Source organism: Marivita sp. (assembly GCF_020055635.1).
Taxonomy (GTDB): Bacteria; Pseudomonadota; Alphaproteobacteria; order Rhodobacterales; family Rhodobacteraceae; genus Marivita.
Genome location: NZ_JAIPUT010000007.1, coordinates 1 through 20,513, shown reverse-complemented (window position 1 = coordinate 20,513; position 20,513 = coordinate 1). Strand labels below are relative to the sequence as shown.

At 61.7% G+C, this 20,513-nt stretch carries 22 protein-coding genes; 5 read left to right on the top strand and 17 right to left on the bottom strand.

Annotated elements, in window-relative coordinates:
• The 3 genes from LCF60_RS05455 to LCF60_RS05445 are packed head-to-tail and all read right to left on the bottom strand — an operon-like array spanning position 1 to position 1,093.
• On the bottom strand, positions 1 to 324 hold the full coding sequence (locus tag LCF60_RS05455) for a flagellar hook-basal body complex protein FliE (protein WP_292290252.1): 324 nt from the start codon (positions 322 to 324) through the stop codon (positions 1 to 3).
• Positions 325 to 329: 5 nt separating this feature from the next.
• Positions 330 to 740 carry a flagellar basal body rod protein FlgC gene (gene flgC, locus LCF60_RS05450; RefSeq protein ID WP_292290251.1) on the bottom strand — a complete coding sequence of 137 codons (411 nt, stop codon included), beginning with the start codon at positions 738 to 740 and terminating at the stop codon, positions 330 to 332.
• Between the two features lie 5 nt (positions 741 to 745).
• Positions 746 to 1,093 (bottom strand): flagellar basal body protein, encoded by a 348-nt coding sequence (locus tag LCF60_RS05445; RefSeq protein WP_292290249.1) that lies wholly within the window; start codon positions 1,091 to 1,093, stop codon positions 746 to 748.
• A 66-nt stretch (positions 1,094 to 1,159) separates the two neighbouring features.
• On the opposite strand from LCF60_RS05445, the gene LCF60_RS05440 reads away from it, so the two are divergent.
• Positions 1,160 to 2,521, top strand: coding sequence for a FliI/YscN family ATPase (locus LCF60_RS05440; protein WP_292290248.1), 1,362 nt, complete (start codon positions 1,160 to 1,162; stop codon positions 2,519 to 2,521).
• On the opposite strand, the gene LCF60_RS05435 is transcribed toward LCF60_RS05440, so the two are convergent.
• Both LCF60_RS05435 and motA read right to left on the bottom strand, forming a co-directional pair.
• A complete protein-coding gene (locus LCF60_RS05435) occupies positions 2,493 to 2,915 on the bottom strand; it encodes a hypothetical protein (RefSeq protein WP_292290247.1) in 423 nt (140 codons plus the stop codon). The genes LCF60_RS05440 and LCF60_RS05435 overlap by 29 nt on opposite strands.
• Before the next feature lie 23 nt (positions 2,916 to 2,938).
• A complete protein-coding gene (motA, locus tag LCF60_RS05430; RefSeq protein WP_292290380.1) occupies positions 2,939 to 3,802 on the bottom strand; it encodes a flagellar motor stator protein MotA in 864 nt (287 codons plus the stop codon).
• A 132-nt stretch (positions 3,803 to 3,934) separates the two neighbouring features.
• Between motA and LCF60_RS05425 the strand changes: the two genes are divergently transcribed.
• Positions 3,935 to 4,936, top strand: coding sequence for a hypothetical protein (locus LCF60_RS05425; RefSeq protein ID WP_292290246.1), 1,002 nt, complete (start codon positions 3,935 to 3,937; stop codon positions 4,934 to 4,936).
• A gap of 331 nt (positions 4,937 to 5,267) precedes the next feature.
• Positions 5,268 to 5,822 (top strand): hypothetical protein, encoded by a 555-nt coding sequence (locus LCF60_RS05420; protein WP_292290245.1) that lies wholly within the window; start codon positions 5,268 to 5,270, stop codon positions 5,820 to 5,822.
• Between the two features lie 296 nt (positions 5,823 to 6,118).
• Here LCF60_RS05420 and LCF60_RS05415 read toward each other — a convergent pair whose 3' ends face one another.
• The 10 genes from LCF60_RS05415 to LCF60_RS05370 all read right to left on the bottom strand — a co-directional run bounded on the left by LCF60_RS05415 (position 6,119) and on the right by LCF60_RS05370 (position 15,155).
• Positions 6,119 to 6,643 carry a chemotaxis protein CheD gene (locus LCF60_RS05415; protein WP_292290244.1) on the bottom strand — a complete coding sequence of 175 codons (525 nt, stop codon included), beginning with the start codon at positions 6,641 to 6,643 and terminating at the stop codon, positions 6,119 to 6,121.
• Positions 6,640 to 7,662 carry a CheB methylesterase domain-containing protein gene (locus LCF60_RS05410; protein ID WP_292290243.1) on the bottom strand — a complete coding sequence of 341 codons (1,023 nt, stop codon included), beginning with the start codon at positions 7,660 to 7,662 and terminating at the stop codon, positions 6,640 to 6,642. The genes LCF60_RS05415 and LCF60_RS05410 overlap by 4 nt, the downstream gene beginning before the upstream one ends.
• 134 nt (positions 7,663 to 7,796) lie before the next feature.
• Entirely contained in the window at positions 7,797 to 10,079 is a 2,283-nt protein-coding gene (locus LCF60_RS05405) for a methyl-accepting chemotaxis protein (RefSeq protein ID WP_292290242.1), read from the bottom strand.
• Between the two features lie 94 nt (positions 10,080 to 10,173).
• Positions 10,174 to 10,509, bottom strand: coding sequence for a hypothetical protein (locus LCF60_RS05400; RefSeq protein ID WP_292290241.1), 336 nt, complete (start codon positions 10,507 to 10,509; stop codon positions 10,174 to 10,176).
• Complete coding sequence (locus tag LCF60_RS05395) at positions 10,509 to 10,898, bottom strand: response regulator (RefSeq protein WP_292290240.1); 390 nt, start codon at positions 10,896 to 10,898, stop codon at positions 10,509 to 10,511. Before LCF60_RS05395 ends, LCF60_RS05400 begins: the two co-directional genes overlap by 1 nt.
• Positions 10,895 to 11,818, bottom strand: a complete 924-nt coding sequence (locus LCF60_RS05390) for a protein-glutamate O-methyltransferase (protein ID WP_292290239.1) — start codon at positions 11,816 to 11,818, stop codon at positions 10,895 to 10,897. The genes LCF60_RS05395 and LCF60_RS05390 overlap by 4 nt, the downstream gene beginning before the upstream one ends.
• Positions 11,815 to 12,276 carry a chemotaxis protein CheW gene (locus tag LCF60_RS05385; protein ID WP_292290237.1) on the bottom strand — a complete coding sequence of 154 codons (462 nt, stop codon included), beginning with the start codon at positions 12,274 to 12,276 and terminating at the stop codon, positions 11,815 to 11,817. Before LCF60_RS05385 ends, LCF60_RS05390 begins: the two co-directional genes overlap by 4 nt.
• Before the next feature lie 14 nt (positions 12,277 to 12,290).
• The gene (locus tag LCF60_RS05380) at positions 12,291 to 14,426 is read right to left on the bottom strand and encodes a chemotaxis protein CheA (RefSeq protein WP_292290236.1); all 2,136 of its coding nucleotides are present in this window, start codon (positions 14,424 to 14,426) and stop codon (positions 12,291 to 12,293) included.
• Position 14,427: 1 nt separating this feature from the next.
• On the bottom strand, positions 14,428 to 14,799 hold the full coding sequence (locus LCF60_RS05375) for a response regulator (protein ID WP_292290234.1): 372 nt from the start codon (positions 14,797 to 14,799) through the stop codon (positions 14,428 to 14,430).
• Positions 14,796 to 15,155 carry an STAS domain-containing protein gene (locus LCF60_RS05370; protein WP_292290233.1) on the bottom strand — a complete coding sequence of 120 codons (360 nt, stop codon included), beginning with the start codon at positions 15,153 to 15,155 and terminating at the stop codon, positions 14,796 to 14,798. The genes LCF60_RS05375 and LCF60_RS05370 overlap by 4 nt, the downstream gene beginning before the upstream one ends.
• A gap of 279 nt (positions 15,156 to 15,434) precedes the next feature.
• Here LCF60_RS05370 and LCF60_RS05365 point away from each other — a divergent pair, with 279 nt between their 5' ends.
• Entirely contained in the window at positions 15,435 to 16,637 is a 1,203-nt protein-coding gene (locus LCF60_RS05365; protein ID WP_292290231.1) for a PAS domain-containing protein, read from the top strand.
• Positions 16,638 to 16,662: 25 nt separating this feature from the next.
• Here LCF60_RS05365 and LCF60_RS05360 read toward each other — a convergent pair whose 3' ends face one another.
• Entirely contained in the window at positions 16,663 to 17,388 is a 726-nt protein-coding gene (locus LCF60_RS05360) for a response regulator transcription factor (protein ID WP_292290229.1), read from the bottom strand.
• A gap of 356 nt (positions 17,389 to 17,744) precedes the next feature.
• On the bottom strand, positions 17,745 to 19,601 hold the full coding sequence (locus LCF60_RS05355; RefSeq protein WP_292290227.1) for a hypothetical protein: 1,857 nt from the start codon (positions 19,599 to 19,601) through the stop codon (positions 17,745 to 17,747).
• A 352-nt stretch (positions 19,602 to 19,953) separates the two neighbouring features.
• Between LCF60_RS05355 and LCF60_RS05350 the strand changes: the two genes are divergently transcribed.
• A complete protein-coding gene (locus tag LCF60_RS05350; protein WP_292290225.1) occupies positions 19,954 to 20,400 on the top strand; it encodes a hypothetical protein in 447 nt (148 codons plus the stop codon).
• Positions 20,401 to 20,513 lie beyond the last annotated feature (113 nt).

Below are 20,513 nucleotides of genomic sequence, written 5' to 3'. Positions count from 1 at the left end.
TCAGACCGCCATCCGCAGAATTTCCTGGTACGCCTCGACCATGCGATCCCGCACGGCAACCGTGACCTTTACCGCCGATTCCATCGCCATTGTCGCCTCTACCACCTGTTGGGTGGGCAGTGCGCCCGCAAGCCCCGCCACCGCGGCCCGGTCGCCCTGCCGTACGGTTTCGAGCGTTTCGGCCGCAGTGCGCTCCAGGACTTCGCCAAAGCTCGGCCGGCTGGCGTTTTCCGTCGGCGCAGGGGCGGCCGCCGGCAGGGCTTGGCCGGACTTGTAAGCGCGAGAAACCGCGCCAGTCACAAAGCTGCTCGTACTCTCGATCATTGCGGTTATCCCAGCATGTCGATGATCTGGCCGCGCATCTTCCGGCCGGTTTCCATCATGTTCAGGTTGGCCTCGTAGGACCGGGCCGCTTCGCGCATGTTCGCAAGCTCGAGAAGCGGATCGACGTTGGGCGTTTTAACATAGCCCTCTGCATCGGCAGCCGGATGGAACGGATCGTGGCGCAAACGGAATGGCGACGTGTCCTCGATCACGGAACTTACCGAGACCAATGTCGCGCCCGAGGCTTCGTCGGTCATGTCCCCAAAGGTAACCACCCGCCGCCGGTACGGGTCCGCACCCTCGGCCGATCCCGTTGAATCGGCGTTCGCCATGTTCTCGGCGATGATCTGCAGCCGCTGTGACTGTGCCGTCAGGCCCGAGGAGGCCGTGCGGCCGAGTGCGCTGAGAATATCCATGATGTCTATCTCCGTCCGGATGCGAGCGCGATGAGCTGATGGCTCTTGCTGTAGAGGCGAGAGGCGAGGCGGAACTCGCCGCTGATCTGGTTTGCGAGAATCGTTTGCTCTTCAAGAACGACAGTGTTGCCATCCTTGCTGCCACCCCATCGGCTCGCCGACTCCTCGGTTATGGTGCGCTCCGCGCCAAAGCGGTCGTCCTTCAGAAAATCCTCGAATTTCTGCACATCGCGACCAACGTAGCCTGGCGTGTTGGCATTCGCGATATTTTCGGCGACGACCTTTTGGCGGGCTGTCAGCCACTCGAGCCGGTGGCTCGCCATCTGGAATATGGAGGTCTTGTTCACGTCCATGTCTCACCCTTGCGAAAAACGTTGCTTAGTGCTTTAAACACAGAAATCAGATTAGGGGAAGAGTCCATGAGCGAGCGCACGATGTTCTCCGAGCTCAGGGTCCGGACACGCCAAATCGCAGAGAGCGAGGTCTTTGGAAAGGTGCTGTCGATCGGCGGCCTCGAACTGGAGGTCGCGGGGCTCGGCGCCGCAGCGCGGATGGGCGGGCATGTCAAGGTGGCGGACAGGATCCGCGGCGAGATCGTCGCGGTTGACCGCGATGTGGCGACTGTCCTGCCTTTCGGCACCTGGGAGGGCGTCGCGCTTGCTGACGACGTGCGGCTGATCGATGCCGGCGGCGACATCTATCCGGACGAAAGCTGGCTTGGTCGGGTCCTTGATGCCTTTGGGCAACCGCTTGATGACGCCTTGCTCTGCGAGGGCCCGCATTGCTATCCGCCACGCGCGGTCCCGCCAGAGGCCTTTCAGCGCCGTTCTACAGGAAAAAAGCTCGAGACCCGCATCAAGGCGATAGACGCCTTCACACCCATCTGCAGGGGCCAGCGGCTTGGCGTCTTCGCGGGCTCGGGCGTTGGGAAATCCACCTTGATGGCGATGCTTGCGCGGCAGATCGACGCCGATGTCATCGTGATCGGGCTTGTTGGTGAACGCGGCCGCGAGGTGCAGGATTTCATCTCGCGCGACCTTGGTCCGGAAGGCATGGCGCGGTCGGTGCTGGTGGTCGCAACCTCGGACCAGCCGCCGCTGACACGCCGTCAGGCGGCCTGGACCGCAACTGCCATCGCCGAGTTCCTGCGCGATCAGGGGCAGCATGTCTTGCTGATGATCGACAGCGTGACACGCTTCGCGATGGCTCAGCGCGAAATCGGCCTTGCCGCCGGTGAACCGCCGACAAGCCGCGGCTACACGCCGACAGTCTTTGCCGAACTGCCACGGCTGCTCGAACGGTCGGGACCGGGGCGCAACGTTCCCGGGCAAGGCGACATCACAGCCATCTACACCGTGCTCGTGGATGGTGACGATCACAACGAACCTATCGCCGACACCGTCCGCGGCATTCTCGACGGTCACATCATCCTTGATCGCAAGATCGCCGAGGGCGGGCGTTATCCGGCCATCGACATTGCGAAATCTGTTTCTCGAGCGCTTCCACATTGTCACGCGCCGGCGGAACGCGCGATCATGACCTCCGCCAGGCGCGCGCTGGCATTGAACGCCGAGATGGAGGATCTCGTCCGGATCGGTGCTTATCGGGCTGGCGGAGATGCGCGGACAGATGCCGCCATTCAATTCGCGTCCCTCGCCGATGGGTTCCTTTGCCAAGCCAGCTCGGACAGCCTGAGCGCCGACGAGACTTTTGCGACGCTCTACGGGCTCCTTGATGAAGCCGGCCTTCCGCTCAGCCCCGAGGAGCTTGCCGCCGGATGATCGAGCCGGCGCGGGCGTGATCCATGACGCCGCGCTCATCCGCCTCTGCCTGTTCGGAACGTCGCCGGTCCTGCAAAAGGCGGGCCAATAGCGCATCGCGCAGATGTTGGTTGCAGCGTTGATCGCGCCATGTGTCGAGCACTTCGTCCCGCTTGGCTTCCACCGCGCTCTCGACTCCTTCTTTCTCGACCGCGATACGGTCCCGCTCGCGTCGGAGCGTAAGCAGAAACTGTGCTGTGTAGGGCATCGCTTCGGTCAGCACGACCGATGTCTCTTCATAGCGCCGCCGCTCGAGTTCCGCGCGTTCGGCGTCCAGCACAGATGCCTGGTTTTGCAGACTCGCAAGGTCGGCCGCGCGCAACTTGAGCTCGCGATCGTGAAGGCGACCGAGCATTGCCAATGTTTCAAGGCGCCGTGTCATGCCGCAATCGCCCGCTGTGCCGTCTCGGTGTCCTGAAAACTCGGACGATGATGGGGCGGGATCGTGCCGCGTCCGATCTCGACGCAGATGTTGGCGGGATGGTTATGCAGCATTGCGATGACCACATCCCGGATCACGTAGGAAAAAGCGAGATCCTGCTCCTCGATGTCCTGCAGGCGTGTCACGACGGGAGCGACGATGCAGTAGGCGAGAAAGACGCCGAGGAAGGTGCCCACAAGCGCGCCGCCTAGCATCTTGCCCAGGATCGCAGGTGGCTGATCGACCGCTGACATCGTCTTGATGACACCGAGCACTGCCGCGACGATTCCGATCGCCGGAAGCCCGTCGGCAACGACGCTCAGACCGTGAACCGGAATCATGTTCTCGTGGTGAATCGCCTCGATCTTTTTCGTCAGGACGTCCTCCATCTGATGGGGATCGTCGAAGTTCATGCTGAGCAGGCGGAACGCGTCCGCGATCAGGTTTGTCGATTCCTGGTCCTTCAGAATGCGCGGGTAACGATTGAAAATATCCGAATCGCCCGGGTGTTCGATGTGACCCTCTAGCGCCACAGCACCCTTGCTGCGGTGAAGCCGGGCGAGTTCGAACATCAGGCTGAGGAGATCCGTATAGTCCTTGGAGTTCCAGCGCGGCCCCGTGACTACCCGCTTCAGGCTGGCCAGCGTCATCTTCAGCCGGGCCCCGGAACTAGCCATGACAAAAGCGCCGCCCGAGGCGCCGACAATCATCATGCCCTCGAAAGGCAAGGCGTGTAGCAGTACGTCGAACTTGCCGCCCGACAGGGCGAAGCCGCCGAACACCAATCCGAAGACAAGGACCAGTCCGATCAGGATCATCATGTCGGAATGCCTTTCATAGTCAAAGTTTGCGAAAACCGTTATTATTCCTAGCACATAAAAAGAGGGATTGAAGGCGGAAAGGAGATAAATTATGTTTTTCGCAAATTTGACACTGCATGGAGTTCCGGGCTCATGGAAACTGCGACCGCCACGCATGTGCGCATCCTACTCGCAGACGAGTTTGCGCGGCCACCAGGCTGGCCAGAGGACGTTGGCGTTGCAGTGGTTCGGACACGCGATCCGGAAGCTGAAATCTTTCCGATCCACAGGCTGGAAAGCAGCGCATCGCTGCTGCGCCGCATCGGGGATCTTTCGGGAATCGCATTCGATAAGGCTGCGGTCTATCCGCCCGTCGAGGGGCATCCCGAGTGCGACCTGCCGTTCAGCACGGTCCGCAGCCTTGTATCCGGTGTCGAGGAATTTCTGGCCGCCAACCCCGAAGCAGTGGAGGAGGCTGACGACTTTGCTGTGAACTTCACATTCGCGACCGAAGAGGGGATCGATGTCTCCAGCGCTGTTGCGGAATCCACCCACGCCCCGCACGCCGCTTCAGCCGTGTTGCCCGGCTACGCGCCGATTGCCCCGGGCGCCGCGCGAAAGCGCCCGTTCGCCAAGGCGGTTCTTCGGATCGACGCAGATGGCAGCGCGCTCGTCATCCTCGACCCTTCAGCACCAACGGGCGAAATTGCGACCCCAGAGGTGCTCGTGCGCAATGACGGCATCGGATTCGCGGTACATTGCGAAGCGGTGAAGGGAGGCTCTCATCACCCTTATGCCCTGCGGCTTCCACACGGGAGCCTACCCGAAGCTCTCGAAGGGTTTGAATGCGAAATACCCCTTGTTTCGTCTGAACGTGACGACCATCTGCTTTTCACTCCACTTCCGGGTCTGGCGCAGCGCCGCGTCGAGCCGTCGCTCAGTTTCGGGCCAACGCATGCAGAACCGGCGCCCTCAGGGGTCCTTCGCGCACTTGAGGCCAGATTGACCAAGCCTCGACTCCGCGGTTTCGGGGTCGCCACGGGCGTTGCAATGTTTTTGACAGTAGTCTTCATTTCAACAGCTTCTACCCGCGCGCTGCCGCCTGACACGCCCGTCGACGCGCTGCGCGCCAGTCTGTTCCAGGTGGAACCCTGACCCGTTCGAACAATCTGGAAGAATAACAAGTTTTTGCACAACTTCTGCGAATCCAGTTCACAAAACCCCTCTTTAAGCGTGTCTGACTATCGAAAGTACGCAGGGGGCTGCATAAGTGCTTACAAACAACTATCGAAAGATACCAAACACAGGTTCGACAGCAAAAGGCCACACTGGGACGGATGATCCGCTGGATCACATCGTTCCACTTTGGCTGGACCTGCCCAAAGACGGCGATGCGCGGCCCACAACCCGGATCGGTAGCGAGGTATTGACTGCCGAAACGGCTGGTTGGTGCTCAGGCAAGTGGAAGCTGCATCTCTTTTCCTTTGTGTCCGAAGCGCGTCAGGCGCGGCAGACGCTGGCTGCCGTGGGCCTTGCCGATATGTGCGAGGCGGGCGCACGGGCCACCGGCGAGGGGTTGCTTCTTGTGCAGGTCGACGCAGACGGGCCGTTCGATTGCAGCATCGTCGACCGACGCCGCGTCAGGAACGCACACTCCCCTGTCGGTTCCTGGCAGGCGGCCGCCCAGATCGGACGCCGCGCGGCCCTGCATATCCCATGCTGCGCCGCCGAACGTGCAGAGGCGGTGCTTCATCAGGTCGAGGCAGAATTCGACGACCCCGAGGACCGCGCCCGGGTATTCGATCACCTGGGTGTCGGACTGTCGCAGCGAACGCTCGCCAGCATTCGCCTCGACGATATCGTGGAGGCGGCCAACCGTCTCTTGGAGCCTGTTGGAGCCGAAGTATCCTGTTCGGATCGCCGGATCGCCAAGTTCTTCGACGCCTTCGCCAAGACGCTGCGACCCGACCTCGACGGTCTTGTCGAACGCCTTGCGCACGATCTGGTCGTGGAACTCGCCGACTGCGGCGGTATCGGCTGATCGGATTTGCGCGAGACGCCTCTCAACACCGCAGTCCGCTGCGCCAAGATTGCAGCTAGCCTGAGCAATTGATCCATTCCTGTTGAGCTGTGGCCCTTGCAAGCCAAGGGCTTCCCTCTGTTGCGAACAGGGGTCGGATGCGCGATGCAGACGTCAATCTTCAGACCCCCGTTAGCTGAACACAGCCTCATGCTGGCCGCGTGTTTCCCTTTCATGGCCCAAGCCAAGAGGCTACAAGCGCGGTGGACTTGATCCAAGATATTCTGCTGCCAGAGGCAACTGGCAGCGGCGCGGGTTCAGAACAGGGTGATATCCGGCTTGAGTACGGCAGGCACTGGTTTGCGCGGCTCGTCGAAATCGCCGGGAACAATCATCTGGCGCGCTGTGCCGGTGGCGGGGTGAAACAAAACCTTGCGCGCGTTGACGCCGCCAAAGCTTTCCGCAACGCATGCGATGCTCTCGGCCAGGAGGAAGTCTCGAGTGAATGTCGCGTTGGCATCTCCGATCGGGCTCAGCCGCTCGGTCATGTTGGCGGCACCGAAAGCCTTGGCGACAAGTGACTTGCGCCGGGCGCCCATGCGGAGGAGCGCGTTGATAAGCTGCTCCATGGCGTTGACGCCATAGCGTTCGGAGCGTCCGCCCGGCGTGTCCTGGCCCTGCGGCAATAGGAAGTGGTTCATGCCACCAACGCCCACTCCAGGATCATACAGGCAGACCGCAACACAGGATCCGAGGATTGTGGACAACACCACGTCGGGTTCCCGTTCGGCACGGAATTCGCCTTGAGTGACAGTGATCGTGCGCCGGACGAGAGGGATCATCGAAGGACACCGGCTTGGGTGGCGCGCAGCACAGCGCCCGCGATGTTGGAAAGCGAATGGCGGTTTTCGACGGCACCCATGTCCCAGGCGGCCTTCGGCATGCCATAAACGAGCGACGTGGCTTCGTCCTGGCCGATGGTGACGGCGCCACCGCGGCGGAGTTCCAACAGGCCCGAGGCACCATCGCGGCCCATGCCGGTGAGGATCACGGCGACAGCACGGTCCGCCCAGGGCACAGCAGACATGAAGAGTGCGTCGACCGAAGGCATGTGTCCGGAAACGGGAGGCCCGCCGCGAAGGTGGCAGCGCAGGACCGAGCCCGCGTTGATCCGGAGATGCGCCTCGCCGCCGGCCGCAACGGCAATCATGCCGCGGCGCAGTTCCATACCGTCCCGGGGCGCCATGACTTTGGCGCGGCAGCGTTGCGCCAGTAGCTGGATAAGGCTGCCGCTATAGCCGCGTCCAGTGTGCTGAACGATTGCCGTCGGCGGGCAGTCCTCCGGGAAGTCGCCGAGAATCTGAAGCAGCGCGTCGACACCCCCTGTCGAGGCGCCGATAAGGATGAAGCGGTTCGCTGGCTCGGTCGTTTGCGCATCCGGTGTTCGGCGGAATGCCGGCGCCGTTTCACTGGAAGTGGCGCGATCAACGGGGGCCGCCATGACTTCGGCAAGGGCTTTTTCGGTCTGGGTCTGCGTCATGCCATGTGTAAGCACAGGCAGATGCCGGCCGTCCCGAGCGAGGCCGTCAGAATCGGCCGCAGTGTTGAGGCCCGCGATCTCGATCCAGCGGCATGGCATGGCGATGAGGAGGTCGCGGAGGTCCTTGAATTCGCGTGATGCCGCCAAACTCGGCCCGAGGACTGCGATGTGGGGGCGCGATGTCTCAATCACGCGCTTCGCGTCTGCAAGGCTCACCGCTTCGCCCACAAGCTCGATCCCCGGCAGCGCAACCAGCCGTCGGCCGATGAGAGATCGAGAAATTGGACTTTTCGCAACGATGACGATCCGTGTGGGGTTCATGGGCTTTTCCTGCAAAAGCGGTGCCCGGGATCGGGCACCGCGCCGGCGGCCCTGGAGCCGCCGCCTTTGTTTCAAGATACAGGTGTCACGTCAGGGAGGCGAAACCACCTCCCTGCGCGACGGGCGCACCGCGCTCAGAAGTCCTGCCAGACGCCGTGCGGAGTCTCGATCGCTGCACGGAGCTTGGCGACGACCGGTGTGGTTTCCGTTGCTGCTGGCTCGCCCTTCGAACCCCCGGCTGCTCCGGTTGCCAAGAGCGGCTGAGGGGATTTCGGGACATCGTCGCGTCGAACCTTGAAGTGGCTCACAAGCCCGGCAAGGTTGGTCGCGTCCTGAGCGAGACCCTGGCTCGCTGCGGTCGATTCCTCGACCATCGCAGCATTCTGCTGGGTCACCTGGTCGAGTTGTGTGACGCCGATGTTGATCTCGCCGAGGCCGGACGATTGCTCGGCGGCGCCAGCGGCGATGCCGGTCATGAGGTCCGAGATATGCGCCACACGGCCAACAATGTTCTCGATGACCTCACCCGCCCGATTTACCTGATCGACTCCGGTGCGGACGTGCTGGCTGCTCGAAGTGATAAGGGTCTTGATCTCTTTTGCCGCGTCGGAAGACCGCTGGGCGAGAGCGCGCACTTCGGAGGCGACAACGGCAAAGCCCTTGCCCGCGTCCCCCGCCCGCGCCGCCTCGACGCCTGCGTTGAGCGCCAGAAGGTTGGTCTGGAAGGCGATGTCCTCGATTGTTCCACTGATGTTCGAAATCTTCTCGGACGAGCGTTGAATTTCGGTCATCTTCGAAACTGCGGCCTTGACGACCTTGCCGCTTTCCTCTGCTTCCGAGCGCGTTGTCTTGACGGTGGCTTCGACCTCGACGGCACCGCTCGCGTTGTCCTTCACACTGGTGGTCAGGGCATCAAGCGCGGCGGCAGTCTCTTCCAGAGCAGCGGCCTGGTTCTCGGTCCGGCGCGACAGGTCGACGGAAGCGTTGCTGATCTCGCTCGAACGGGCGCGGATACTTTCGGCAACCTCGACGACCTGGGAGATGGTGGAGTTCAGCTGCTCCAGGGTCTGGTTGTAATTGACGCGCAGCACCTCGTATTCTTCTCCGAAGGCGGTGTCGATGGGTGCGGAAAGGTTGCCGGAGGCGAGGCGCTTCATGCCGTCCCGCATGCCTTCGACCACACGTTGCAGGTCTTCCTGCTGACGGGCACGCTCGGCTTCCAGGGCGCGCTGCTCTTCGAGCAGGCTGCGCTGGCGTTCGACCGCCTTGGCGATGTCGCCAAGTTCATCGCTCCGGTCAGTGTCGGCGACTTCGGCATCAAGCTTGCCTTCGCCGATCCTGTGGATCGCGCCGGTGACGCGGCTGAGTGGCTGCGAGATCGACCGCCCGATGAAGAAGCCCAACAGAAGCGTGATGCCGACTGCAGCCAGAGTGACCAGTATCTGCTTGGTCAAAACGGCATTCACATCGGCGAAGATCTCGGTGTTGCCTTTCTCGACAACAAGCCCCCACTGCTCGTCGAAGAGATTTATCGGGACCGCAACCGCATAGGCGCTCGGATCAGCATCGGGCGCGTCATTGACAGGCCGTACATCGGGAAGGACCGTCGCCTCCTTCGACTCAAGCGCTGCCGCTGCCTGCGCGCTTCGCGGCATGTTGTCCAGCAGGCCGAAAGCCTCGCCGCGGGTCGGCAAGGAAGCTGCCTTGAAGTCCGAGCCGATGACGTAACCTTGGGTGGCCGATCCGAGAGTATAGCCGTCCGTCATGTATTCGTGGAGTTCGTCGTGATGCAGGTGGACTGCCAGCACTCCGATTGTCGAACCCTCACCGCTGACGATCGGCGCCCCTACGAAGCTCGAGATTTTTTCGTAGAAAGGGCCGTATCCCTCGAAATCGGCGAACTGGGCCTGACCTTCCGATGCCCCCATCGCTTCACCGAACACTTCGGCAAGCGCGCTATTGGCCAGCGGGCCGTCAAGCAGCCGCGTTCCGACAGGCACCACGCCGTCGACAGACTGCACCACGACACCGCGTGCGTCGATCACGAAGATGTCGTCGGACTCGGCGTTTTCGGCAAACTTGCCCAGAAAACGGATCAGGTCGCTCTTGTCGTCCGGTGCGCCAGCCCCCCTCGGTCCTGCCGAAGCCCCTGTGAATGTCGCGTTACGCTGCACGCTGCGTACGATCAGCGGCGAGGCCGCCAGCTGCAGCGCAGTGAGCCGTGCCTGATCGACCCAGTCGACGACGTTCTGCTTTAACGCCTCGCCTTGAAGAAGGAATCGCGCTTCCTGGTTCTCGATCGCTTCACGACGCATCTCTGTATAACTCAGGGTTTGCAGAGCGGCCGCCACCATGATGCTGACGCCGACGATGGCGAATGGAATCTTTGTCTTGAGCTTCATTCGGGTGGTGTCCATGACGGGCCTTCCTTGGGTTCGAACTGCTCCCGGTTGGGTTGCAGGGGATTGCGATTGTGTGCGCCGGAACAAGCTTTTGAGCGCGGATTTCGGATCAGAAGAGTTCGACATGATGGCCTCCGGTCTCATGCGGGGTTTCGTGCAACCGCGCCCGCACGGCGCCAAGCCGCAGGGGCGACGTCAGCCGGTGAGCATCGGCAATGACGAGCCCGTCAAGCTCGGACGCGCGCGATAGAGTGTCGAGAAGAACCGAAATGTCGCCCAGCATCTGGTCGAGCAGGTCAATGCTCTGGAAGTCGGCGTGCCATTCGGAGACCGGGTGATGCGCGACCGCGTTCTCGACTTTCTCGACAAGTGCACGGCACCGCTCGATCTCGAGCGCGGTACGCTGCAGGAGGTCGGCCGCAGGCAGGGGAACAGAGACCGGCATCACAGTCGTTTTCCGATGACTTGCTCGATCGCCGTCCGAAGCTTGGGCGTATCGAACGGTTTGGCGACGAGGTTGTTCAGGCGCAGCGCCTGGCCTTTCTGAATGATGTCAGGCGAGGGCGTGCCCGTGATGACGATGAAGCCGATATTGGCCGTCGCAGGCTGGCGGCGCAGGGCCTCGAGAAGCTGTAGCCCGTTCATGCCGGGCATGTTCATGTCGCACAGGACAAGATGCACGGGGCTCGCAGAAAGCTTGGCCAGCGCGGCCTTCGGATCGGCCTCGGCCGAGTAGTGAATCACGCCCATCTCGTCGAGAGCATTCGTGACGAGCGCGCGGCTGACACCCATGTCATCGATGACCATGACCCGGAGATTTTCTCGAACGCTCATTTTGTCGCTCCTTTGGTGTCGGGCCTCTGCCCGGTGCCATCGCGTTGCTGCAAGACGCGGTAGGCGGTGATGCCGACGTTCTCGAGCCGCGCCTCGGCGGGGCCGACAATCCGTTCGGAATGGCCGATGAAAAGATGTGCGCCGGGCTGCATGAAGCTGGTGAACCGCTGCCAGAGCCGGTGCTGTGCGGCGTCGCCGAAATAGATCGCGACATTGCGGCACATGATCACGTCGAAGGGCCCGCGCACAGGCCATTCGCCGATCAGGTTGAGAGTTGCGAAGGTCACAAGCGCGCGCGCGGACGCAGCAATGCGAAAGCTGTCGCCCTCGGGTTCGGACTCGGTGAACCGCGAAAGCAGCGGCTCGCCGATGGCGGCGCGTTCGGCAGCTGGATATACGGCCTCCTGGGCACGGGCGACGATCTTGGGGTCGATGTCCGTGGCAAGGATTCGAATGTCGTACCGCGCCGCGTCGGGGCAAAGCGCCAGCACCGTCAGGGCAAGTGAATAAGCCTCTTGCCCCGACGAACAGCCCGCCGACCAGAGCCTGACCCGGCCGCCGCGCCGCGCCGCGTCAAGAAGCGGCGGCAAGACCGAACTGGAAAGGAGATCGAAATGGTGCTTCTCACGAAAGAAGTGTGTGACGTTCGTGGTGAGCGCGGAAAGCATCTCGGTGCGCTCCGGCACGCCGGCCACGCTTTCCACATGATCGCAATAGGTCCCGAAATCCACGAAGCCATGAAAGCGGACCCGTCGCAGCAGCCGTGAATAGACAAGATCCTTCTTTGCCTGGGGCAGATGGATTCCGTAATCTTCCTGAACACGGCCGGCGATCCGCTGAAAATCCGCCTGGCTCATCGAAATCGCGCCAGGGCCGTCGAAAGATGACTCTTGCGCTGGAGTGGTTCGCGTTTCGATCATGCCGGCACCGGCATACGCCGCTGGATCAGCGACGGCAGATCGATCACGCGGCTCATGCCCTCTTGGAGAGGCACGAGGCCGGAGATGTGGCTCTGCGCCGACCCACCCAGCATATCCGGAGCGTCCTGAATATTGGCTCGGGGGAACGAGACGATCTCGGACACGGATTGGACCAGAAGCCCGATGGTCTGCGTGCCGTTCATCGCGATGACAATGACGTTGCGTTCGGCGTCAACCGTGGCACCCAGGGCAAAGCATCTCGCAAGATCGAAAACCGGAATCACGGCGCCGCGCAGGTTCGTGACGCCAAGCACTTCTTCGGGCGCATGCGGTAGAGGTGTTACCGCGCTTTGCCCACGGATCTCGCGGACATGGCGGATGTCGAGGGAGAAGCTCTGTCCTCCCGAAGTGAAGATGACGAACTCGACCTCGCCGTTCTGGTCTGCTGCGTCCTGCATCTTGGGCGTCTCCATCAAGAGGGGATCACGGCACGCAGGCCGGCCCCGTGGTTCTGTGCGACGATAGCGTCGGGATCGAGGATGAGGGCGATCTGGCCGTCTCCGAGGACGGTCGCAGCCGAGACGCCGGGAACGTGGCCATAGTTGCTTTCAAGCCCCTTGATGACCACTTGCCGCTGATCGTGGACGCGGTCCACGAGGAGCGCACATGTGCCACGTGCCTCGGTCTCGACAAGCAGGAGAAGCATCGGCGCGTCGGCCTCGACGGCGCGCGGAACGCCAAGATTCGCGGCAAGATCAATGACCGGAACAAAGCGACCGCGGATCGAGAGAAGGCACTCGTCTGGGCCGACGGCCTGCACCTCGCCCGCCAGCGGGCGGATGGTCTCGAGCACGGCAGAGATCGGCACGAGCATGCTGATGTTGCCAACCGAGATCAACATTCCGTCCAGCACGGCGAGTGTCAGGGGCAGTGCTATGGTGAACTCGGTTCCCTTGCCGGGGCGCGAGACGATGTTGACCCGGCCGCCAAGCGACTGGACCGCCGTGCGCACCACGTCGAGGCCGACACCACGTCCGGACAGAAGCGAGGTTGCCGAGGCGGTCGAGAAACCCGGCAAAAAGATGAGATTGTCGATCTCGCTCTCGGACAGGTCCGCGCCAGCTGGCACCAGGCCCTTCTTGACCGCAACGCCAAGCACTTTCTCCCGGTCGAGACCGCCGCCGTCATCCCGGATGGTAATGACCACGCTGCCCGAGCGATGTGCCGCCGAGAGCCAGATCGTACCCACCGGGTCCTTGCCGTTGGCGCAACGCTGCTCGGGGCCTTCGAGGCCATGGTCGACCGAGTTGCGGATCATATGGGTCAGGGGATCTGCCAGACGTTCGATAACGGTCTTGTCGACTTCTGTGCCTTCGCCGACCATCACGAGCTGCGCCTGCTTGCCGGTGCCGTCGGCCGCCTCGCGCACGATGCGAGACATGCGCTGGAACAGTGGCTTCACCGGCTGCGCCCGGATCGCCATGACCGCCTCCTGGATGTCTCGGGCGAGAAGCCGGTAGCTTTCCACATGGACGGCCATGTCGGCATCGTGGTGAAGCTGCAGGTCGTCGACCCGCTGGGCGATCATTGACTGGTTGATGATGAGCTCGCCCACCGCGTTGAAGAGCCGCTCGATCCTGTCGAGATCGACCCGCAGCGTCGGGCGTGGCGTGTCCGCTGCCGCGACCGACTTGGCGGCTGATGCGGGTTCGGCCGTTTCCGCTTCGATACACGTCGCGGTTGGTGCCGCATCCGGCTCCGCGAGTTTGGTCGTCGCCGTCTCGATCGGCGCCCCGTTCTGCACGACTGTCTCTGGCATGTCATTGCCTTCGGCTTGAATGGTCAGGTCGCAGAGGCCGTCAACGAAATCAAAGACCTCTTCGATCGCGTCCTGCGTGGCGTCCGTCGCAAGGCGGAGCTTCCACGAGAGCGCCTGCTCGACGATCTCGGGCGCGCTCCAGTGCGGCAGCGCCGAAAGATCGATCTCTGTCTCGAGGTGCCCAAGCTCGGCAAGTTGCGCGAGAAGAAGCGCGGGTTCGTGGCCGTTCTCGTAGAGCGAGGGATGGGGACGGAAGCAAATGTCGAAACTCTGCGGGCCGGTCTGAGCAAGACTGTCGAGATCGAGGGAGAGCGGCACGAAACCGAACTGGGGTTCTTCTTGCGCGGGACCCGCCTCCGGCGTTTCGGAGGCAGTCGGCATTGGGTCCGCGCCTGTCGCGGAAGCGGCGCAGAGGCAAGCATCGAGGGCCGCAAGAGCGGTTTCCGTGACCGCCCTGTCGGTTTCCTGTTCGGTACGGGCCGCCTCGACCAGGACGGCCAGGTGATCTGCTGACCGCTGCACGACCCGGAATAGGTCGGGTGTCAGCTCGAGCCTGTCGCTGCGCACCCCATCAAGCACGGTCTCGTAGCGATGAGCAAAATCCACCAGCTCTTCCAACGAGAAGGCGCCGGCGCTACCCTTGATCGAATGTACGGCCCGGAAGATCGAGTGGACAATCTCGTTGTCGAACTCCCCCGCGCTCAGTCGGACGAGGTCATCCGACAGCGTGGCAAGCAGGTCTTCGGCTTCTTCAAAGAACAGGTCGCGAAAAGCGTCATTGGCTGCCATCTCATGCGGCTCCCGTGACACGACGAATGACCTGCACAAGCGACTGGTCGTCGAACGGCTTGCCGATCCAGCCCGTGGCGCCGGCATCGCGTGCCCGAGTCTTGAACTCCTTGGCGGTTTCCGTGGTCATGACGAGAATCGGGACTCTGCGGTTTGCGACGTCCTTGCGGATCGCCTCGATCACGCCGAAACCGTCCATGTGGGGCATGTTGATGTCGGTGATAACAACATCGGGACGGAGCTCTTCGAACCGCCGCACACCCTCGACGCCATCTTCCGCCAGTTCGCAGGAAAAGCCGGCCGCGGCGAGCGCTTGGTGCACCATGCTGCGGATCGTTCGCGAGTCGTCGATCGCCAGAACCATGATGCTCATTGCGAGACCCTCAGGCCGATCATCTCGGGCCGAAGACCCAGAAGCGGCAAAGCCGCAACGACAGCCTCGGGAATGTCCACAACCGTGAAGGAGACCTTCCGCGCCGCCCAGTCCCGCTTGGCCGCCAACAGGAGTTGGAGAAGGAGGGTGTCTGCGCGCCTTAGCTGTGCCGCCGAGATGACCACCGCCGCAGCACTGTTGTTGGAAAGGAAAGCCTGCAAGTGCAGCAGGTCTTCGTGGTCAGGCTTTTCGGGTAGATCATAGTGCACGCATCTGCCGGAGCGGAACTCTGGCGGCTGCATGGCGGCGGCCCCGGGAGTCTCCGGCGCGCTGGACATCTGGGCGGGTGTGGTCATCGGCGGCCCCTTGCTTTCGAGAATTGCGAAAATAACAGCTAATACGTTTTTCACAACATGTACTTGCTTGTAAGGAAAGTCATCTTTTCCGAGTGGGGGAAAAATTTGGCGGCCGACAGGCAAAGCCCATGCCTGTATGAGAAAATCAGCTCCGACTGTCGGCGCGAGATGTGCTTTTTTCGCAACATCTATGTAAAGCCACGCTATCGACAGATGCCAAAAGGAACGTTAGGGTGAAATTTGCGAAAAACAGAAAGTGTCGGACAAGGAGACTCCACGATGCTCGACAATGCTCAAGCCCAAGAAGTGGAGGTGCCCTTCGGGATCGATGAGATCTTCTTCTCACGCACTGACGGGCGCGGTGTGATAGAGGCCGGCAATTCCGTTTTCCAGCGCGTCTCCGGCTATCCTTGGGAGCGGCTGATCAACGCTCCGCACAAGCTTATCCGCCATCCGGAGATGCCCAAGGGGGTCTTCCACTTGTTTTGGGAACGGATCAAGGAGGGACAGCCAACAGGCGCCTATGTCTGCAACAGTTCGTCGGATGGCCGCTTCTATTGGGTCTTCGCGGTGGTTGTTCCCTTGGGGCAAGGGTATCTTTCCGTGCGGATCAAACCGACCTCCGAGATGCTGCACAAGGTCAAGGGCGTCTACGCCCAGCTGCGCAAGGAAGAAGCCGAGGGCCGCACGCCGAGTGAGAGCGCCGAGAGTCTCATACAAGGCCTCGCCGAGATGGGATTTCCGAGCTACGATTCCTTTCAGGCGCGCGCCCTTGCGACCGAACTGCAGCACAGGGAACTGCAGCTTGGTGGCGGAGGGGTGAACCGTTCCGAGGCGCTGGCCGCGGCGGAAGCTGCCGACCAGATCGAAATTGCGCTCAACGGAATGCAGTCGATGTTTGCAGAGGCGCTGCGAATTGCTCTGAACCTTCGTATCGCGGCGTCACAGCTCGGCGAGCTTGGCCGACCGGTCAGCGCGATTTCAGACAATTACGCTCTTCTCGCAAACGATATGGTCGACTGGCTGAACACCCGTGCCTTGGACGAAACCGTCGGCTTTGGCGGCATTGCGCGTTCGGTCTCCGAAAGCTTGTTCCTTCTCAACGCGGCGGATCTTCTGTCGGAAATGGCAGAGGCCTTTGCGAAAGATGATTCGAAGGCCGAGGGGGACGCCGCCGCCGAACGGGCGCGGCTCAGCGGCGTGGCGACGGATTACGAAGGGAAAGCGCAAACATGCCAGGATCGAACCATGCGGCAAGCCGCCACCGTGGACAGCCACCTTGCAGAGATGCGCAAACACGTCACAGCCCTCAATTCCATCCGCATGCTCTGCCGGATCGAAGGCGCCACACTTCGCCACACCGGTGTATCGCTTGATGAGATCGGCAGCCAACTCGACGGATTTCAGGACGAAATCGGCCGACGGCTTCTGAAGATCACGTCATTGGGGCAACAGGTCCAATGGGCCACTTCGCGCACGTAAGCGTGCCCGAAAATCGGAGTCAAATCTACCCTGAAAAGGAATAGCCCACACCATGGACGGTGCGGATGTAGTGCGCACGCCCGGGCGGCGCCGGAAGCTTCTTTCGCAATCGACTGACAAGCCCGTCGACCGCCCGGTCGTAGGCATCCCAGTCACGACCCTTGACCGCGTTCATCAATTGGTCACGGCTCACCACGCGCCCCCGCCGTTCGATGAGCGCGCATAGCAATTCGAATTCCGCCGTCGTCAGCGGTATCTCCGTGCCCTCGGCGTTCCATACGAGGCGGGCGGAGGTGCTGACGGCATAGTCGCCGAATCGATAGTCTATTCCCGCAGGGGATGCCGTTTCGGCACTTGCCTCAACTTCGACGTCTGGCGACTGCCTTCGGTACCGGCGCATGACCGCATTTACGCGGGCGGCCAACTCACGCGGTCGGAAAGGCTTTGTCACATAATCGTCGGCACCAAGTTCGAGGCCCACGACATTGTCTGTCTCTTCGCCCCGACCCGACAGGATAATGATACCACTTTCACCTCGCTCCCGCAAAGACCGAACAAGGCCGAACCCGCTGCCGTCAGGAAGCGTCAGGTCAATAATATAGACATCAACCAAGATCCTCGCCGCCATTTTCTCAAACTCGGCGATACTGCCGGCGCAGCGGATATCCAGACCCTCCCGTTCCAAAGCGTCCCGCAACAGGTCACGGATGGCGGGTTCGTCATCCACGGCAAGTACGACGGGACGGGACAAGAAGTTTCTCCTCTGCAATCAACCCCCTGTTGCAGAACAAGGCTCGCCCATGAGAAGTTTCCGCATTCTTGCGAAACCAGATTAGACGATGGTCGGATTTGACACCGGTGATCGCATCTTGCCGGCACAGAATCAAGCTGCCGGATGGAGGCGTAGCTTTTGCCTGCCGCCGTTCAAGCGGCTGAAGAACCATTTCCTTGGGCCGGTCTGTAACGAAATTTCCTTTCAGACCAGCGGAGCTTGGAACTGGAAGTAGCTTGTCGTTCGCTCCTCCCTCCGGACCTTCAAGGTTTGATCAAGCGGAGGATACACGAGTTGCCGACCGCGGCGGAGTCACATGCCGGAACCGCAGCGACTCATGTGGCCAATTCGTTGTTGCGATAAGCGCGATAGCTCTCCCAGGCCTGCAGAAGGAGCGACAGCACCTGACGGCGCGAGCCGCGTTGCTCTCCCTCGAGGTTGCGTGTGCGCCGGATCCGTTCTCGAAGATTGAGCACCGGGTTTTCCTTGGTCAGGTTCTCGCCTGTGAAGAGATCCCTGAAAAATTCCTCGGCTGCCTCCGGATCGACTTGCCGGAGATGGTAGAGCACGAAGGTCATGACGCCGGAAGAGCCAAACTCCGCCACTTGCCGCTTGCGGGACTCGGGGAACCAGTCGGCAAGACCTGGATGGCGCTCCAGCGTTTCCTTTATTTCGGAAGCGGATGGGACTGCCCGATCGTGTGGATGCAACCCTTCGTCCACGCGCCACTGAAAACGCGCTGCACCCGCGAGAACACGCAGGTCCGACTGCGGCCCGCCGGACGAGAAGACCGCTCTGCGCGCATGCGTATCGTAGGTGGCAAACGCGCTTTCGGCGATACCGCTCGCGACCGGAACCTCAATCGACATATCGGCCTCGATCACACCGTAAAGGCGGTGCTGCCCATTCAGAAGTCGCGTCTCGCCGCGGCGCGCTTTGGGGGCGAAAGGATCGGAGGTAAAGCAGATCGGTTGGGCGTTGACCATCCATCGGCCCGCCTTGATGTCACGTGCAATTGCATCAACCTGCGTCGGCTGCGTTCGCCGGTTGCCATCGTTGAATTCCCGCAGCCAGTGCCGGGCAAGTTCGGGCGTGACTTCGACCATCCGGACGCGCACATCGTCCGGTCCCATTGCCGCGGTCTGACGTAATTCCGCAACGAGGCGGCTGTCAGTCTCGTTGCTGCGGGACGGATCGGCGATGAGACCCTCGCGCAAACCGGGATAGTCCTTCATCACTGGAAGACCGAGGTTTGGAAGAAACCGCTGCTTGCCCTTGGCGATTCCGCGCGCCTCCGCATCGTCGGTTCCCTCGGAAGCCTCCGCGAGGTCATCGCTCAGCGGTCGGCGATCGGGTGCCCACGTGTAGACCTTCCGGCGACGCCCCTCCTCGATCCAGTCGTTGAAGGCAAGGATGCCAAGCGCGATCATCTGGTCGGTATCGACCTCACCCACCGCGCGCATCGCCTCGATGGTGGAAAGAAGGTTCGTCGCACCGTCAAAACCTGCCGCCCCTTCATCGTCGTCGGTATCGAGCGCCACGAGGAAGTTGCGAAAGGCCGGGCCGTGGCCCGCGCGCAGAGCCATGAAGGCGAGCACCGCCACCGGTTGGGAGTGCAGCTTGAGCCCGCGATACCGGTCCGCGAGGTCAACCGCTTCGATGAGTTCCGGGTTGGCGTCAAGAACTCGGTCATAGCGCGACCAGCTGATCGGCATTGCCGCAAGCCCGAGCATGCCGTTTTCGATGCGAATCAATTTGCCCATGAGCCGTACCAGCGAAGCAGGCCGACGGTACGTTCCGCGGGCTTCGAGAACGGCGACATAAGAGCGGGCGCGATGCTGATCGATGGTGTGAAGCGTGTCGCCCCGCACGTTGCGCGCCACGACGGTGGAAAAAGGCACCCCGGCTTCAATACAGGCCGAGAGGCGTTGCATGCCATCGATCAGGTGGCCTTCACTGTCGAAGATCACGGGCTGGCCATTCACCACCCAGGCTTTGGCCTTCATCGTGCGGGCATAGTTGCCGACCGCTCGCGCGTCGGGGCGACGTGCCGCCTGCGCAGTGGCCAGGTACTCTTTCGCCTGTTTCGGCGTAATGGTTTCCAGCGCAAATGACAGGCCGCCAGCCTCGTCGCCAGTGCCAAGCTGCTTACGCTTTGCACTTTCGCTTTTCGCATAGTTTAACACTGACATTACCTGTTTTCACTTTCTGACTGCAGGCATGCTTGGCACGCGAGACCGCTGAACAGCCCCAGACCAAGCAACACCCGTTTTCCGGCAACCCACACTTGATAAGATGTTAGTGCTATAGTGTCGTATAATCCACAGCCTTGCGAAAAAAAGCAACATTTTTTTCGCAAGTTTTCCCATTTCTCCGAATTGCAGTAGAATACGGTCGCTTCGGCATGTAGAGCCATCAGTCTCTGCACTGTCAAAGGACACGCATGAAGGACCGCAGGGCGTCCTTCCGGCACGGCGAAAAATTCTACCATTTTGTAGCCACAGGTGCTGGCTCATCGCGAACCATCCGTTTAAGTTGTATCCCATGCAGAGCCGCAACTCCCTCTCCGACGCGCCGCTGTCCCGAAACCTCCTCATCTGCAGCGGCTTCAATCGAGGTGACGCAGCATACATTATCGGTGTTCTCCAGGACCTCGGGATTTTTCTCGACGAGGAGCGCGGCAGGGGAACGGTAAGCCGGGACGCGAGCGGCGACTTGCGCCTTGAATCCCGCGGGGCCGCAGTCAGGGGCTATCTTCTGGCCGATGACGGCGAAGAGGCCGAGCTGCACGATATCAAGAGACTGGTGCTTGCCTGTGCCCAACCTCGGAGCGAAGTCCGTTTTTCGGGCAATTGCCAACTCTGTCCGGAGAGGCTTCTGGTGATCTCCAGCAAGGCGGAGCACGACGGACGGGTGGTCCAATGGAATTCGATCCGGACAGTGGTCGGACCGTTCGGCGAGGTCAAGACGATGCGCGACCGCGACTTTTAAAGGGATCGGGCGGTTGCCGGTCTGGTGAGTTTTGTATTGGATTTGCGAGGTCGGGTTCGTCGCGGGTTGCCTTCGGGGGCGCGGTTGCGGGGTCCTGGGGATGAGGATGCTGG

Coding starts and splice junctions, on each gene's coding strand:
- LCF60_RS05385 (WP_292290237.1), bottom strand. CDS start 12,276: ATGCAGGACGCAGCAGACCAGAACGGCGAGGTCGAGTTCGTCATCTTC.
- LCF60_RS05355 (WP_292290227.1), bottom strand. CDS start 19,601: ATGTCAGTGTTAAACTATGCGAAAAGCGAAAGTGCAAAGCGTAAGCAG.
- LCF60_RS05445 (WP_292290249.1), bottom strand. CDS start 1,093: ATGGACGTGAACAAGACCTCCATATTCCAGATGGCGAGCCACCGGCTC.
- LCF60_RS05415 (WP_292290244.1), bottom strand. CDS start 6,643: ATGATCCCTCTCGTCCGGCGCACGATCACTGTCACTCAAGGCGAATTC.
- LCF60_RS05410 (WP_292290243.1), bottom strand. CDS start 7,662: ATGAACCCCACACGGATCGTCATCGTTGCGAAAAGTCCAATTTCTCGA.
- LCF60_RS05395 (WP_292290240.1), bottom strand. CDS start 10,898: ATGAGCGTTCGAGAAAATCTCCGGGTCATGGTCATCGATGACATGGGT.
- LCF60_RS05350 (WP_292290225.1), top strand. CDS start 19,954: ATGCAGAGCCGCAACTCCCTCTCCGACGCGCCGCTGTCCCGAAACCTC.
- LCF60_RS05380 (WP_292290236.1), bottom strand. CDS start 14,426: ATGGCAGCCAATGACGCTTTTCGCGACCTGTTCTTTGAAGAAGCCGAA.
- LCF60_RS05435 (WP_292290247.1), bottom strand. CDS start 2,915: ATGCTCGGTCGCCTTCACGATCGCGAGCTCAAGTTGCGCGCGGCCGAC.
- LCF60_RS05425 (WP_292290246.1), top strand. CDS start 3,935: ATGGAAACTGCGACCGCCACGCATGTGCGCATCCTACTCGCAGACGAG.
- LCF60_RS05390 (WP_292290239.1), bottom strand. CDS start 11,818: ATGATCGAAACGCGAACCACTCCAGCGCAAGAGTCATCTTTCGACGGC.
- LCF60_RS05375 (WP_292290234.1), bottom strand. CDS start 14,799: ATGAGCATCATGGTTCTGGCGATCGACGACTCGCGAACGATCCGCAGC.
- LCF60_RS05365 (WP_292290231.1), top strand. CDS start 15,435: ATGCTCGACAATGCTCAAGCCCAAGAAGTGGAGGTGCCCTTCGGGATC.
- flgC (WP_292290251.1), bottom strand. CDS start 740: ATGGATATTCTCAGCGCACTCGGCCGCACGGCCTCCTCGGGCCTGACG.
- LCF60_RS05405 (WP_292290242.1), bottom strand. CDS start 10,079: ATGGACACCACCCGAATGAAGCTCAAGACAAAGATTCCATTCGCCATC.
- motA (WP_292290380.1), bottom strand. CDS start 3,802: ATGATGATCCTGATCGGACTGGTCCTTGTCTTCGGATTGGTGTTCGGC.
- LCF60_RS05455 (WP_292290252.1), bottom strand. CDS start 324: ATGATCGAGAGTACGAGCAGCTTTGTGACTGGCGCGGTTTCTCGCGCT.
- LCF60_RS05400 (WP_292290241.1), bottom strand. CDS start 10,509: ATGCCGGTCTCTGTTCCCCTGCCTGCGGCCGACCTCCTGCAGCGTACC.
- LCF60_RS05440 (WP_292290248.1), top strand. CDS start 1,160: ATGAGCGAGCGCACGATGTTCTCCGAGCTCAGGGTCCGGACACGCCAA.
- LCF60_RS05370 (WP_292290233.1), bottom strand. CDS start 15,155: ATGACCACACCCGCCCAGATGTCCAGCGCGCCGGAGACTCCCGGGGCC.